The 14,367-nt window shown below is 51.5% G+C and carries 15 protein-coding genes; 2 read left to right on the forward strand and 13 right to left on the reverse strand.

What is annotated here, in order from left to right; all coding sequences use genetic code 11:
- Positions 1–12 precede the first annotated feature (12 nt).
- Together SIL79_RS18215 and SIL79_RS18220 are read left to right on the forward strand one after the other, a co-directional pair.
- Positions 13–3,612: a DEAD/DEAH box helicase gene (locus SIL79_RS18215; RefSeq protein WP_162206978.1), complete on the forward strand. Its 3,600-nt coding sequence runs from the start codon at positions 13–15 to the stop codon at positions 3,610–3,612.
- 442 nt (positions 3,613–4,054) lie between these two features.
- On the forward strand, positions 4,055–6,106 hold the full coding sequence (locus SIL79_RS18220) for a TonB-dependent receptor (protein ID WP_162206979.1): 2,052 nt from the start codon (positions 4,055–4,057) through the stop codon (positions 6,104–6,106).
- A gap of 282 nt (positions 6,107–6,388) precedes the next feature.
- Here the strand turns inward: SIL79_RS18220 and SIL79_RS18225 are convergent, their stop codons facing one another.
- From SIL79_RS18225 to SIL79_RS18285, 13 genes are all read right to left on the reverse strand, one after another.
- Entirely contained in the window at positions 6,389–6,796 is a 408-nt protein-coding gene (locus SIL79_RS18225; RefSeq protein ID WP_162206980.1) for a PaaI family thioesterase, read from the reverse strand.
- A 97-nt stretch (positions 6,797–6,893) separates the two neighbouring features.
- Positions 6,894–7,235, reverse strand: a complete 342-nt coding sequence (locus SIL79_RS18230) for a hypothetical protein (RefSeq protein WP_144361275.1) — start codon at positions 7,233–7,235, stop codon at positions 6,894–6,896.
- A 133-nt stretch (positions 7,236–7,368) separates the two neighbouring features.
- Positions 7,369–7,794 carry a DUF6559 family protein gene (locus tag SIL79_RS18235; protein WP_039033955.1) on the reverse strand — a complete coding sequence of 142 codons (426 nt, stop codon included), beginning with the start codon at positions 7,792–7,794 and terminating at the stop codon, positions 7,369–7,371.
- A gap of 6 nt (positions 7,795–7,800) precedes the next feature.
- On the reverse strand, positions 7,801–8,046 hold the full coding sequence (locus SIL79_RS18240) for a hypothetical protein (protein ID WP_101096642.1): 246 nt from the start codon (positions 8,044–8,046) through the stop codon (positions 7,801–7,803).
- 103 nt (positions 8,047–8,149) lie between these two features.
- Positions 8,150–8,731, reverse strand: a complete 582-nt coding sequence (locus SIL79_RS18245) for a GAD-like domain-containing protein (protein WP_039033953.1) — start codon at positions 8,729–8,731, stop codon at positions 8,150–8,152.
- A 405-nt stretch (positions 8,732–9,136) separates the two neighbouring features.
- Complete coding sequence (locus SIL79_RS18250) at positions 9,137–9,442, reverse strand: hypothetical protein (protein WP_162206981.1); 306 nt, start codon at positions 9,440–9,442, stop codon at positions 9,137–9,139.
- 44 nt (positions 9,443–9,486) lie between these two features.
- Complete coding sequence (locus SIL79_RS18255) at positions 9,487–9,780, reverse strand: hypothetical protein (RefSeq protein WP_025889069.1); 294 nt, start codon at positions 9,778–9,780, stop codon at positions 9,487–9,489.
- A gap of 129 nt (positions 9,781–9,909) precedes the next feature.
- Complete coding sequence (locus tag SIL79_RS18260) at positions 9,910–10,578, reverse strand: Type 1 glutamine amidotransferase-like domain-containing protein (RefSeq protein ID WP_162206982.1); 669 nt, start codon at positions 10,576–10,578, stop codon at positions 9,910–9,912.
- A 110-nt stretch (positions 10,579–10,688) separates the two neighbouring features.
- Positions 10,689–11,546 (reverse strand): hypothetical protein, encoded by an 858-nt coding sequence (locus SIL79_RS18265; RefSeq protein ID WP_233962332.1) that lies wholly within the window; start codon positions 11,544–11,546, stop codon positions 10,689–10,691.
- 69 nt (positions 11,547–11,615) lie between these two features.
- Entirely contained in the window at positions 11,616–12,749 is a 1,134-nt protein-coding gene (locus tag SIL79_RS18270; protein WP_071476232.1) for an alpha/beta hydrolase, read from the reverse strand.
- A gap of 164 nt (positions 12,750–12,913) precedes the next feature.
- Positions 12,914–13,195, reverse strand: a complete 282-nt coding sequence (locus SIL79_RS18275; protein WP_039033949.1) for a DUF6150 family protein — start codon at positions 13,193–13,195, stop codon at positions 12,914–12,916.
- A 327-nt stretch (positions 13,196–13,522) separates the two neighbouring features.
- Positions 13,523–14,119: a serine/threonine-protein kinase gene (locus tag SIL79_RS18280; protein WP_143078385.1), complete on the reverse strand. Its 597-nt coding sequence runs from the start codon at positions 14,117–14,119 to the stop codon at positions 13,523–13,525.
- Positions 14,086–14,283 (reverse strand): nuclease-related domain-containing protein, encoded by a 198-nt coding sequence (locus SIL79_RS18285; protein WP_162206984.1) that lies wholly within the window; start codon positions 14,281–14,283, stop codon positions 14,086–14,088. The genes SIL79_RS18280 and SIL79_RS18285 overlap by 34 nt, the downstream gene beginning before the upstream one ends.
- Between the last annotated feature and the right edge of the window lie 84 nt (positions 14,284–14,367).

Here is a 14,367-nt window from a genome sequence, read left to right on the forward strand (position 1 = left end):
GGAGTTTATTGAGTGCTGCCAGCCATCATCATAGGCATAGGGGTTACTGTCACAGCAACTGCGACCGCTTGGTTGTTCGATAGAGCCACAGCTAAAGAGCATCAGCGCCACGACGAGTTGCGCGGAGACATAGACGCTCTCAATCGGCGTTATAACAGCATGGCGGCAGAGCACGACAGGCAGCAAGCTCTACAGTTAAGTCAGTCGCTGCAGCAACTCTGCTCCAAAATGGAAGCTCAACATCATGAGCTGCTGAATAAGGTCAGCCTGATAGACGCCGAACTCCAACTGTTACCCGAGCAAATAGCCACAGAGCTCAATGATGAGGGGCTCAGCCCCTATCGGCGCCGGGCGCTGCAGCAAAGTTATTGTCAGGTAGAAGATGCCCGCAGCCGCCTGGTTGCCTACAAAGACTATCTCGACTGGTATCTGGCACAACTCAAAGCCGTGCGGGATACGCTCGACACCGAGCCTTCAGTATCTGAACTCAAAAAACGCCTGGATGAGCTTACGCCACCGAGCCCGACCTTACCTGCAGAATGGCTCTATGTCGGAAAAGTGGTGCTGGTAGAGCAAGATGAACTGGATAGAGACCTGCCCTTCAACAGCAGGCTGCATCTTGGCAATAACCTGGGCTTGCAGGGCTGGAGCAACGACCTGCAGCGCAAGCTGTTTTTCAGCTATGACGATCCACAAGCCATTCCATTGCAAATAACTCACCAACGCAGCGGCAAGAATGGCACCCGGTTATTCTATGCCTGTGTCGCCAGAGGTGTCGCCTGGGTAGAGGCGATAATGGCGGCCAGGCCAATGGCATTTGAAATTGAACGCCGGGTAGCCAAAGGCTATCTGGCCCATACCCAAGGCAAGGCCATATCCGCCTTTCTGCCAAGGCAAATGACTCCCAACCCCATGTTGGAACTGTTGCCGGGCCAACAGATACAGGCTTGGCCTGAGCTTTACAACCTGACGCTGGATGCCAGTCCCGGCCAGCAGCAATCCCGGGGAAGAATTCAACTCAATATGCTGGACACGGCCGAACTCGGCGGCACAGATGAAGGCTCACTCTATCTTTACCTGCCTTCGGAGCTGTTTTCTGAGCAAGAGCTCATGGCGCTGCGGGCGGATGATCCAACCCCCTGGCGCTTGCTCCATTCAGATATGGAACAGGACAGTGGTGACTTGCAACTGGCCCGCCACACTCTGGCGCTAAACTGCCAAATTGATACCAAGCAAGCCTGTTTGCGGGTCAGCGATGTCGAAGACTTTGAAGACAGAGGTCAGGGGTATGAACTGCCCTTTATGTTGATCCCTGCAGACAGTGCTCTTGAGTCCAGTGTGCTGGCCAATCCGGATGGTATCAGTGCCCTTGTCGCCTTTATCAATCACTTGAGCAGCAGTGAAGCCGACAGCCAGGCGCGGATGGCACAACTGAAGATGCTGGGTCAGTGGCAAAGCGTGCTCGATTATCAGCAGGCGCAGTTGGATATCACCTTGGTGGGACGGGCCGACAAACTGCAGGAGCAAGATCAGGACTTACTGCTGCACTTTATAGTCGATGACAGTCAGCACCAGCTGCTGACAAATTTCAAAGCCGGGTTCAAAGCGCAGCAAAGCAGTGGTTTTTCGCCTCGTTGCACCCTCGAATACTGGGGCGAAACCGCTGCAGGCGAATTTGTCTGGCTCAATCCCCTTCCCGCCCGGCAACAAAACCGCCTGGAAGTGACTATCGATTCCGGTAGTTTGCAGCTGAGGCTACCGCAAAAATGGGCACAAGAGCTGCAATCCACTCAAGTCGGTGCAACAAAAACCAGCCTGCGGCTCAGTCTCAAGTTATTTGACGAAGCGCTGCAGCGACAACAAGCGGCTTTGGATGCATTTCGTAACGATGCCTTGGTCGAGCCCAGGCTGAAGCAGATACTTCTGGCACCGGGCAGCTATACGCCGCAACAGGACCCATTCTGGCAACACAGATTGCGTGAAGATCTTTGCTGGCAAAATACCCAACTGACCGAACGCCAGAAACAGGTTATCCGCACAGCACTCAGTGAGCAGCATCTTGCTCTGATCCAGGGGCCGCCGGGTACCGCCAAGACCACTTGCATAGTGGAGATGCTGCATCAGATTTTCCACCATCGTCCAGAGACCCGGGTATTATTGGTATCGCAGCAACATGCGGCGGTAGACAACGCCCTGGCACGCTTTATTGATTTACACCAAGCCTTGCTGGAAAAGCAAGAGGTGCGGCTATTGAGAATTGGGGCCGATGACAAGGTCAGTGGCAAGCTCAGTGACTACACCATTAAACAAAAACTGAATGACTTTGAACAGCGAAGTCGCCGCAGTGCCCTGGCCTGTACAACCGAAGCCGAACCTTTGCCTGAGCTGGCTCACCGTTGGCTGTACGGCGTTTTGGGCACAGAGCAGGAACAACAAAGGCTTGATAAAGAGCTCAACTGGATGTTACTGGCAGATCATAATCTGGTTGGCGCAACTTGCGTTGGGCTCGCCTCCAGACGTCAAAGCATAGATCAGCTCAGGTTCGACCTCGTCATCATTGATGAAGCCGGTCGCTCCACGGTACCCGAACTCATGATCCCTCTGCTCAGAGCCCGCAAGGTGATACTGATAGGCGATCATTTCCAACTGCCTCCCAGCGTTGCGCCGCTACTGCAGACAGATGAAGCCAATGACGAATTGCCCTTTTTGAACGAATGTTTCCTGGAAACCAGTTTCTTTGAAGGCCTCTATGATCAATTGCCGCCCACAAGCAAAAGCTTTTTGGCTGAACAGTTCCGAATGCCGGAAAAGATAGGCGATCTGGTCGCCGAGCTCTTTTACAGCCCCAATGGTGAGCGACAACTGTTCAACGGCCGACAACTGAATGAACAAGACTTCGTCCTGCCGCACACCTTGATTTGGAAAGATGTCGCCGGTCAACAGCAACAAGAAGGCACCAGTAAGTACAATCGCGAAGAAGCCGAGGCGATAGTCACCTTTATTAAGAACCTGGCAGACAAAAATAACCACCGGGGGAACACCACTGACGTGCGGGTGACTCATCAGCCTGCCACGCCTCTGGGCATAGCCGTCATCACCCCCTATGGCGCCCAGAAACGACTGATCCGTGCCCTGATGAGCGAGTTATCATCGCCCGCGGCAAGTGGCGAATATCGGTTGGGTCAGTTCAATATCCGCATCAATACGGTGGACAGCTTTCAAGGCAGCGAAGATGAGATAGTCTGTTATTCTACGGTGCGAACCCAGGGCAACCTGCGTTTTATTCTCGACTGGAAACGACTCAATGTGGCCTGCTCCCGCGCCAAGCAAAGCTTGCTCTTCTTCGGCGATCTCGAGTTTCTGAGTCGCCCGGGCGCCGCCGGGAAACACAGAAACCTGTTTGCCGAAGTGATAGCCAGAATTCCCAAACATTGCCGATTACGAAGAAAACCGGATGCCGACGGCAAAAGCCCAAGACAAGCTACGGGCAAAAAAGCGACACATTCACCCAAAAGACCAATGGGAAAACCGTTAAAGAACCGGCCTCCCAATGATAAACAATCAAGGCATAAACGGCACAAACTCGCGCCCAAGACCGAGCAGACGGTTTAATAACTGTCTGTTTTCCTTGGGCTTGGCCGGAAATGGAGTTCGGGCGCCAAACGACTATAACCCCTCAGGTAAGCCATGCTCACTTATCCGGAGTGTGGCTTTCAAGTAGCCGTAAACTTCAACTGCGCCCGAACAATTGCAAAGGCCTGATTATCAAAGCGACAGCAAGCCTTTTGTTCGTATTTTCCCTCCAAGAGCAAACTTAACTCTGACAACTCACCTTGTGAGCGCTCAGATACTTGCTCCATCTATCCTTTCGTCTGCAACAGCTCATTTGGTGTATCCATTTTGTCCCGGTTACAAAAGGTATTCCGGCATTCGATCACATTTTATCAAATGATAACAATTATCACTTGCGATCGTATTTATAGGTCTATAACTTTGTCCCCCACTTAACGCTTATTTACTCATTCGCTTCATTTGTTAATCAGGACAGATACTCATGCCTAGCTATAAATTTAAGCTCAATGCCCTGCTGCTCGCTATGCTGGCATCACCGGCCTTTGCCGACGATGCTGTCGAGCGCGGAAATCAATCAATCGAAAAAATTGTCGTTTTGGGGGAAAAGACAGAGAAATCATTGAAAGACGTGAGTTCATCTGTATCTGTCATCACCGAGGAGCAGCTTAAGACGCTGCAATACCTGTCGGTGCATGACGCCATCTCAGAAATACCCAACCTGGTAGTGCTGTCAGGGCAGATGCCCAATATCCGCGGGATTTCCGGTAACGGCGCCGCCACCGGCTTTAGTGGGGTTTCCGGCGGCGCCAAGACCCGGGTATCAACCATAACCGATGGTGTGGCAGAACCTTTTATGGCGGATTTGACCGGCGATACCGGCATGTGGGACATAGAGCAAATTGAAGTGTTTCGCGGTCCCCAATCCACCAGTAATGGCCGCAACAGCATAGGTGGCGCCATGTTTATCAAGACCAAGGATCCGACTTTTGACTGGCAGGGTGCCGCTCGGGTGGGTTACCGCAGTGAGAGCCAATATATAGACTCGGCCGCCGCCATCTCCGGCCCTTTGATTGAGGATGAACTGGCCTTTCGCCTATCGGCGCAGCATACCGATGGTGAAACTTACGCCAACCCGATTATCCATGAAGCTAACCCGCCGGGCTTTGATCTGAATAAGCTCAACACAGACAGAATAAGAGCCAAACTCCTGTGGGAGCCCGCAGCCATTGACGGCCTCAAGGCCATGCTCAGCTATGCCAAAAACCATGAGCGCGGCAACACGGGACGGCAATACTTCAGTGGTGACGATCCCTTTAAGTATCAGCCCATCAACCCCAGAAACATGGACACTGAATCAGATACCGGCAGCATCAAGCTGGACTACAGGATCGGTGACAATTTTTCGGTCGACTTCTTGCTGGCCAGAATGAACTACCACTGGGTGATGGATACCTATGACAAGGATCCTGCTACCGAGCAAGTGGTGAGTATGGAGGAGTCCAACACCACGGCTGAAACCAAGCTGCATTTTGGCCTTAACAGCGAGCTTTACAGCGGCTTTATCGGCCTCTACTATTTCAAGCGCGATCAAGACTTCAACAGTAGCGGCGGTACGGTTTATCGCGGCGACGACAATAGTGACTCCAAGGCGGTTTTCGGCGAATTTACCTATAACGTCACCGATGACTTCAGGATCACCGCCGGAGGCAGGGTTGAACGGGAATCCCAGCTGCGTAATTTCTGGATGAAGCAGCCGCAAACGCCCATAGAAGATACCCTGGACAACAGTAAGACCATCAAGTTGCCCAAGCTGGTATTGCAGTACGATATCAATGCCGAGACCACAGTCTCCTTAAGCGGTCGCCGTGGCTACAACGCCGCCGGTGCGGCGATAGGCTTCCCGGAAAATGAGTTCTACTTCTACGATGAAGAGTACGTTAACGCCTATGAACTTGGGCTGAGAACCAGCCTGGATGGCGGTAATATCAACCTGAGCGCCAACCTGTTCTACAACGACTACGACGGATATCAGGCCACGGGCTCTGCCAGACGGGTTATCAACATGGACAAGGTGATTACCTATGGTGCCGAGTTTGAAGCCTCAGCCATGGTGACCCGGGATCTGCGCCTGCACGGCGGCCTTGGGCTGTTGAGTTCGGAAATCAAGGAACCTGGAGAAGGTTATGCCTCTGCCAAGGGCAATGAACTGGATTCGGCCCCCTCAATGACCGCCAATCTCGGTGCCCAGTATTGGCTGACAGATCAGCTTACCTTCAGTGTCTCCGCCAACTATGTCGGTGAGTACTATGGTGACTTTGAGAACACAGAGGAACGAGTTGCCGGTGACTATGTGCTGGCACGTATGTCGCTCAATTATGAGACTGACAACTGGATCTTCAACGCCTTCGTCAACAACGCCTTTGATGAGAAAGCCGTGTTGAGTCGCTCTCCGGCTGCCCGTAACTACCCGGATGGCTATGCGGCAATAGTCGATCCCCGTAACTTTGGGGTCTCTGTCACCTACCGGTTTTAGCCTTAGATAAGCCCAAAGGCTCCAAAGGGAGCCTTTTTAATTTTATTGAAGCCCCTTTGACAAAGGGTTACGGTTTCAAAGCCGGTTCATGACTGAGCCGCAAACCACATGAAGTAGGCATAGTTTTACAGCATGCACTTGGCCAGGCTGCAGATACTCCCTGGATGCCGAAGGCCCAAAAAACGATACATCACAGTTATCGAGTTCGGCATTGAGCAAGGCCCAAGCCCCTGGAAGGATCGAATCACAAGGGCAGCAACAATTTTTGAATGGAGTTAGGGGCTAGTTCGTCGGCGGAATGGAATAAGTGCCCACGGCATGAGCCACAACTTCGCTGTGTCCATCTGAAAACACAGACACTTCGGCAATCGCCAATGATTTACCCAATTTCAGCAGCCTACAATCGGCAACTATGTCACACTCGGCGCTGGGTTTACGCAGGAAGTTGATATTCAGGTTGGTAGTTACCGCCAGAGGCACTATACCTATTTCCGCCAACAAGGCGATATAGATGGCAATATCGGCTAACTCCATCATGGCCGGCCCTGAGACAGTACCGCCGGGGCGCAGGTGCGCCTGAGTTATCGGCTTACGCACTCTGGCCGACTTATCTCCCAGATGTTCAATCACAATACCGCTCTGTGGCAGCTCGCGTTCGATAAAAGCTTGCAGCTCAGCGATAGTCACCATCTAAACCTCCTTGATTATTTGGTCAATCTTGCGGTATCAATGGGCCATGGGTATCACTTGAGCATTAACAGCCTCTGGTTTAGCCATGTTTGCCCTTCTACTCCTGTTTGGTTCTGGGCTTTGATACCGCTTTTAATTGTTGCCGCCGTTTAAGCTCCCGCCCCTGAAGGGTAAATATCAACCAGACTAACAGCAAAGGCAGCATTGGGACTATCCCCCAAAGCAAACCCATTAAGCTTGCTACCATGGTGTATTTAAGCTGATATACCGGCACCAACACCCAAAGGGGATAGCTGTAGAACAATCCTCGCACCAGACGCATAGACAAACTGCGACGCAGCTCGGCGCCGGGCAGCGAAGCAAACATCAAGGCAAACCAGCCCAAAACGCCCGTCAGCAGTGCAAAACCCAGCACAAACTGGATCAATAGTTCCGGCATTCCCTCTCCCTGAGTATAAGCTTCCAACCCTTTTGCCCGATTTACAGCGCTGACCGGAGATCGCCTGTCAGCCAGGAGTGGTCATCGCAGAAACAAAGGTCAAGCACCCACGGCCAACTCGCTCACTTTCAGCTTAATCACTGCCAGAATCACACCCCGGATCCGCAGCGGCGGTTTCCGCTGCACTATGGCCGGCACTGGCCTCATGCAGGCTAGCGACCGTAAAATCCTGTGGCCGACCAAAGATAACCTCCGCAGCTTCCCTTCTCAGTTGACCATAGTCCGGCTCACTGGAACCTTGAGTTATGGAGGTTTGCATCGAAATGCGGGAAAATTCGGCCGGTGAGCAGTACATGGCATAGGCATAATATTCGTTGGTCGAAATACCGCCATGACTATCACAGGCTCTGGGAGGACGCCTGAGCTTTTGTCTGATTAAAGCCCTTTCCAGCTGATTTCTGGAGTAATATCTCTTCTTGCCATAATGCTTTAGCAAATCCCTGGATAGCCTACGGGCATATTGCTTTATTTTTTGTTTTCGAAACAGATGGGCAAACATAAGAACTCACTCTGCTTGGCTCGCTTCTCCAATATGCCGCTTTGTGCTCAAAGCCTGATTGGATCCCACTTGCCGAGCGGCACCAAAAAACAGATATGGCGCGGCAAATAAGTTAATGATCAGGCTATAAAACAGCAGCAACGCCACACCCAAACCTGTCATGATGGTTTCGGCGCCGCCTGAGCCTTGTCCCAGAATCCGCAACAAACCGTAAATAAAGATAAGCCCGGCGGCCAACCAGCATACGTTCATGGCGCTCCGTCTTGTCGCCGATAAAACCAGCTTGCCGAGCGTATCAGACCAGGCAGTAAACTATGACCACAGCCCGGTTCAATTTCTCATCCTGGTTTCGCGGCTAGGCTTCCAGAGCCAACTGCAGCAAGAAGTCCAGTTGCACTCTGGCATCGCCTCTTTGAGTCTTATCAATAGCTGGTTCACCCCCGAGACGCAGTGCCGGGGTGTAAAAGTAGATCTGGTTTGGCTGCAGCCTGCCTTGCTGGTCGCTGACTTGTTGAAGTTCCCTCTTCCTGAAGAAGCTGGTTTGCACTTCATCGTCACAACACCAGTCGTTGAAGAAGTCTTCCATGTTCCAGGTGAGCACATCTGTCTGTGAAGTGTGGGGATCGATAAAGGCGATATCTTCATCCCCTTCATCGCTCAGGAGCCGATAATAAAAAATGTCGCCAAAACAGCTGATAGCGAACGGGATGCGACTCATGTCTTCATCCAACATCAGCCAGCCCCAGAGATTGTCCAGGTATTCATCCGGATCAATAAGTTGGATTAAACCATCACCATAGTGGCCAAAGCCATGTTGTTGCCACAGTTCCAATAAGCACTCGGGCAAATGGTCCTGATATTTGGCAAGAGTTGGCGCCGATACTGATTTGATATCTGCGCCGGGTGGCAGATGGTCGATAAAAGATTGCAGAAGCATTGAGGTAAAATTCCTTTTTCCTATCAGAATAACTGTCACAAAACCTTGGGTTTTCCGTGACCTTGATTTGAAAGCCTTAAGGCACCTAGGTATAGATATGAGACCTGGATAAGGCCGGCTTCGATTATGCGGCCTTTGATAGCATGATTGCAATCCCGAGAGACGCACCGGCTATACACAGAGCCCAAAAATCGCTGCGACAGTATCAGTATTTTTCCGGAAACATCTTCCGATAACAAAGCCCTCCACCATAAGTCAGGCTGTCACCACCGAATTCATCCATCACAGTAAGCGGCTGCCCCGCCACTTCAATAACGGCTTAGAGGTAATCACCCTCGGTTTGCTTAAATACTGCTTGCACGGCTTTCCTTATAAAATTCTTTTTTGAGGCTGTTTCTCAGTTGGTCACTGCTCAGCTTCTTTGGCCGCCAGCCACTCACATTCCGCGGTATTGGCCAATTCCCCCAATTGACGACGCTGATCCCGCCCTTGCAAACCGCAGCGAGTCCCCTTGCGAATAGGTACTGCATATTGAATATCACGGGCTTGTTGTTTAAGAAAGGCATTGCCGGAGCGGCGATACTCTGCCACTTCCCGCTCATTGAGCTGGATCATAAAGCGGTTGTTATGTCGGCAAAGCACGTCCAGATATAGCTGCCCTTCATGCTCCAACAAATACCATTGCCCTTGAGCCATCGCCAGTACTCTCATACTCAGCTCCCGATTATGCCGCTTTTGCCGAAAGAGGCACAAAATTACAGCAGCGTAAGCCACTCTGAGGTATCTGCCAGAATAAACTCATAGCGTTTGCCATCATTGAGAATGACCCGCAGCGCATCTGCCGATATAGGGAAAATACCGCCGCCAGTAGCCAGACACTTTTCTACCGCGCAGATATCATCTCGCTTGAGAGTGTAGGGCCCCAGCCCCAGTTGCTGATTGAAAGGCACAAACTTGAGTTCATTGCCGGTCAAAGAAATCTTGCCATCGGCTTTGGCCACTCCGTTCTGCACTGTAGTCATTGACGATTTGATCAGTTCTGCTGCCATCCTTGCTTCCTCTTGGGTGATGCCTTGCTTCCTTAAGGCCTTGTTGGCATAAGCCATCAATAATGTTCAAACTACCCCAATAAATGGGATTTGTCATCCCGATGAACAGGCACTGCTGCACTGCAGGGCTCAGGCGATAGCCTCTGGCAGGATGATCTCCGGCGCGCCAAAACAGTGAAGATAGCCATCAATAATGGCCAGCGCGTCTTCATCCGAGCAGAGATAAACGGGCAAACCATGCCGCTCTGCCACTTGCTTTGCACGCCGTTTTTGGCTGAGGCCATGGGATTGCTCTCGGCTCTGCGAATGAACCACATGGGGCACAAATAAAAGGTCGGCCAAGCCCAGCGCCTTCAGGTTTTCAAGGCCCACTGTATTGCTGTCACCACAAAGCGCCGCGGTTTCTATGTTGGCGGTCAGCAGCATGGCGCCGGCACTGACACCAACCAAGAGATGTCCGGATGCAGCATAACTCTTGAGTTTCTGCTGTTGATTGCGACTATGCAAGCCATGTAAAAAACGGTAAGTATCCCCGCCCGAGAGATGCACTAAAGGCTTATCCAGTAACCTCTGCATCACAGTGTTGTTAAAACCCTGTTCAAAATCCAGGTAGGTGTTGAGACCTATGCCAAGGCCTTGATAAAACGCCTGTGTTGGCCGGTAGAAATCCCCCTCGGGATCAGGCTCTGAACCTATGTAACCACCCGCTTGCCCTTTAAGCCCCAGAGCCTCAATAACAAACGCAAGCGCCTCACGGCCTCTTGCGCTTTGGTGATTACTGAGCAGCAGTAGATTCATACTTTTTCACTCCTTGAAAGTCGGCAACTTCTTACAACACCCTGAGTTTCCCACTCACAGCCTCAACGGCCATTCGCGCCGTGATTGATAAAGTTCTTCAGCCCAAGACATCAGCGCAGGGAGTCAAAAGCAGCCAGCAGTGCTTCATCTTCTCTTTCTAACAGGCATTCGCCAATCTCATCTATGGGTAACGTAGCGCTGAGGGACAACAGCTTAAGGGCTTCAATATGCTCAAGAGTCAGTTCATGCTCGGTAAGCAAGAGCGACCAATCGAAACTGTCGACAAGCGCCTGCTCGACACCATCGGCATACAGCTGGTTAAACCTTTTTGGGTTGTGACCGAAGATCAATGCCGCCAAGCAAGCATATTCGCCGAATTCACTGTCATCATCAAAGCAGTAATCCAACGCTATGCCCCGACTCAGCAAGGCTGCCAAAGCCTGTTCACCGGCTCCATCCAAATGGTATTCATTGTAAAACAAACAGGCCGCCGCCGTAGCCAGTGCCTCATGGGAGAAGGCGTATCTGGGCAGTAGAAAATTAAAAATGGCGTAAGCGTCAGACTCTCCTGCAAAGACCAATGCCAACAACCGGTTATGGTCCAAGCGGCCACCCACTGAAATAAACGCGCTAATAAAACCGAGATAAACATCGTGACACAGCCGGTAAAGATGTTCAGGGTCGTCTTCGACCAAGCTGCCATCCGGGCCGTTGACTTTGATGATGTCAAATAGCGGCGTAAACTGCTTCGGCTCGGAATAATACGTCACACGGCAATACATAAGGTAATAGATTTGATAGTCCTTGATAACGGCGTTCGCTCTGAGATAAGAGATGATCTCAAGCCCGGCCGGGTCTTTCTCTATCCTGAACATATATTGGGACCAGGCTTTCGGCATATGCTGGCGCAAATAGTCCAGATTGCCTTCTTCAATATGTTGTTTTATCTCATTTAATCCACGAAACACGGCATTCCTCTCATAACAGGTGTAAATCTTCTCCGGGAAATCCCGGGCCTGGTAGGTAAAAGACCTGAGTTAGGGCTGACTCAGTTTTTGCTCAAGCGCCCGGTTCTGAGCCATAATCTCTTCGAGAAAAACCGAATCATGCAGCCTGGCCAATTGCAGCGCCTTGATAGACGCCGCCATTGCCTTATCGAGCTGTTGGTTAAGCGTATAGGCCGTTGCCAGGCTGTCCCAAAGGATTTCCGAGCGAGCGAATTTCTCTACTCCTTGCTCCAATATGGCAACGCCCCAGGCAGTTTGGCCCTCATAGGCGGCCTTTAGGCCGTATACGTTGAATTGATGTGCCGACAACGGAAAGGTATAGCCATACTCGGCAGTTTTTCCCCTGTAGAACGCCAGCAGTTGTTGCAGTGGCATCACATCGACTTGTGGTACCGCGTTCCAGCCACTGAAGATGGCTTTAAGCCCCTCGACATTGCCAATCAAGGGAGTGCTGTCGTGGGTTTCTCGGGCAAAACGGGCATTGAAAACCTGTAGCTTTGACGGCTGTTTGGTTTCCAGTTTTTGCAGCATGGCGTCAAAGGCCTGCGCCATCTCGCCTGGCTCACTCGCCATACTGAGAAACCAGCGCATGGGCGCTTTGCGCTCGCGAGCCTGGTATTTGTCATAATCTGTAATCAAGGTGCCATCGTCCCACCAGAGGCTGGGACTAATGGCTATCGCGGCATTGAAGGAAGACGCCGGACCGAGCGCCTGATAACTGCTGTAAAGCCCGGCCAAAGAGTGGCCAAATATCGTCCGGTAAGGCGCCAGACGGTAACGTTCACTCAATGCAGGCAGCAGTTCCTCTGCGATAAAACGGTTATAAACATCAGCCTTTCCCGCCCTTGCGGCGAAATCTTCCGGCTCTGTGGGAGTAAAGTACTTGAGTCTGTCGCGGGTGCTTATGCCCACCACTATCATTTCCGGCACTATGGCGTATGTGCTCAAAAAGCCGACGCTGGATGCCACATGATGAAACTGGGTCGAACCATCAAGTACCAACAGCAAGGGGTAGTGAAAACTGTCTGAATGTCGATAACTCTCGGGCAAAGCAATCTGAACTGTCACGGCTTCATCGATAAGCCCGGCCGCAAGTGTAAAACGCTGCTGTTCGGCCAATACAGTCAGAGGCAGCAAGGCACAAAGCAAAAATACAAATCTCATGGAAATCCTTGTCAATAAAACGTCTTTAACGGGCTTTCAAAGGTCGGCCGGCGCGGGATGAAAGGCTGACGGTCAATAGCTGATGACTGCGGGCATCCGTCGTTGCCAAAAGTCTGTATTCACCTTCCCGGCGTCCTCTTTACCTGGATTTAAAAGCAGCCGGGTTACAAACGGCCTTTGAGCGGGTGCTGAGTTTGCCAACCGCTGGCTCCGCGGCTGCTGACAAAATACACCAGCAGATCAGCGGCACTGCGATGGCTGACCCAATGAATCAGTGACGTGGCCATTGAGCGGCTCGCCACCTGATACCAGAGACTATCCTGATTGTGCGTAGCGCCGCGGCTGTCGACTCGATAAACCAATAGATCGGCGGCCGCGCGGGAGCTGACTTCATATACCAACACCTTGGCCGCTCCCCGAACCTGAACCTCATAAATAAGTGCCATAAAACCTCCCTGTAGTAGCTTGGCTATTTGTAATGTGGATGTTAACTCCCGAGATAATCAGCAAACTCAAGATCCAATTACAATATTTTTCGGTATTACAATGACGACAGGTATAAACATCCTTCCTCTCAGACTCAAAGCCAGAGACTGGATTAGGAGCTCAACACTATGACCATGCAGTTTGGTTGGATGACTTAATCACCTTGATTGCACAGGCGTCACATTTCTTGTTTCTTATCATCCATGCCCAAAATAATCATTTACCCAAAATCGAGTGAGTTTGTGCATGATGCATTCATATTCAGTCGTCACTCGTAGTTGTGCTGCTTATGAGTTAAAACCAAATAGCGGCATATAGTCATTATTGTCTCCCAGGTTGACCTCTAAGCGCAGCACCTTGTAACACATGGCAAACAAAGACTCTCCCAACCAACGGGGATCAAAAGCCTCGAGGGCCCTGAGCATGCCTGCAGGGCCGGCATCGCCCTTGAGCTCTATAGGGGTCAACACATCGATAAAACTGGCCACCAAACCGTAGAGATCCCGTTCAGCATCTCCTTCCAGGGCCCAGAGATCCGGGTCGGCATATTGAGCAGCATAGTGTCTGGCCGCTATGTCCTGACCCAGGCCAAAGTTCAAAAGCACGGCGCTGTCGCCATTACAAATAATATTCTTCGGGCAGATGGCTCGATGGAAGATATCCAATCTGTGGAGATACTGCAGCGCCGTCAGCAACTGTCTAAACCAGCCTATCACCTGTTGCGGCGATTGGATCTCGGTGCAATCCAAAGCAACGCCCCGCTCCCAGGCCCTGGCAATGAAGACCCGGTCGCTGCCGCCAAGTTCGCCAAAGGCCAATACCCGCTCCACATTGGGGTGATAAATGCGGCTCAGGCTGCGGTATTGATGACATACACGCCCCACTCGCCGACCACCAGAGCATCCACCTCCATCGCTCGCCCGGACTGAGTCGGGATCTCAATATTGGTCAGCAGCAGATAATCTTTGGGTAACTCATCACCCAGCAGTTCAAAGGCCCAGCGCTCGGCGTCGTTGACCGGGGTTCCAAAACTGATGTGTTTGGCCATATCACTCTCCCTGAGATTGGCAATCAGTGGGGGCAGAATAAAAAGCTAGAGAATAAAAAGCCACCCAAATTTGGGTGGCTCAGG

Source organism: Shewanella indica (genome assembly GCF_033842865.1).
Classification (GTDB): Bacteria; Pseudomonadota; Gammaproteobacteria; order Enterobacterales; family Shewanellaceae; genus Shewanella; species Shewanella indica.

Coding starts and splice junctions, on each gene's coding strand:
- SIL79_RS18220 (WP_162206979.1), top strand. CDS start 4,055: ATGCCTAGCTATAAATTTAAGCTCAATGCCCTGCTGCTCGCTATGCTG.
- SIL79_RS18225 (WP_162206980.1), bottom strand. CDS start 6,796: ATGGTGACTATCGCTGAGCTGCAAGCTTTTATCGAACGCGAGCTGCCA.
- SIL79_RS18230 (WP_144361275.1), bottom strand. CDS start 7,235: ATGCCGGAACTATTGATCCAGTTTGTGCTGGGTTTTGCACTGCTGACG.
- SIL79_RS18235 (WP_039033955.1), bottom strand. CDS start 7,794: ATGTTTGCCCATCTGTTTCGAAAACAAAAAATAAAGCAATATGCCCGT.
- SIL79_RS18240 (WP_101096642.1), bottom strand. CDS start 8,046: ATGAACGTATGCTGGTTGGCCGCCGGGCTTATCTTTATTTACGGTTTG.
- SIL79_RS18245 (WP_039033953.1), bottom strand. CDS start 8,731: ATGCTTCTGCAATCTTTTATCGACCATCTGCCACCCGGCGCAGATATC.
- SIL79_RS18250 (WP_162206981.1), bottom strand. CDS start 9,442: ATGAGAGTACTGGCGATGGCTCAAGGGCAATGGTATTTGTTGGAGCAT.
- SIL79_RS18255 (WP_025889069.1), bottom strand. CDS start 9,780: ATGGCAGCAGAACTGATCAAATCGTCAATGACTACAGTGCAGAACGGA.
- SIL79_RS18260 (WP_162206982.1), bottom strand. CDS start 10,578: ATGAATCTACTGCTGCTCAGTAATCACCAAAGCGCAAGAGGCCGTGAG.
- SIL79_RS18270 (WP_071476232.1), bottom strand. CDS start 12,749: ATGAGATTTGTATTTTTGCTTTGTGCCTTGCTGCCTCTGACTGTATTG.
- SIL79_RS18275 (WP_039033949.1), bottom strand. CDS start 13,195: ATGGCACTTATTTATGAGGTTCAGGTTCGGGGAGCGGCCAAGGTGTTG.
- SIL79_RS18285 (WP_162206984.1), bottom strand. CDS start 14,283: ATGGCCAAACACATCAGTTTTGGAACCCCGGTCAACGACGCCGAGCGC.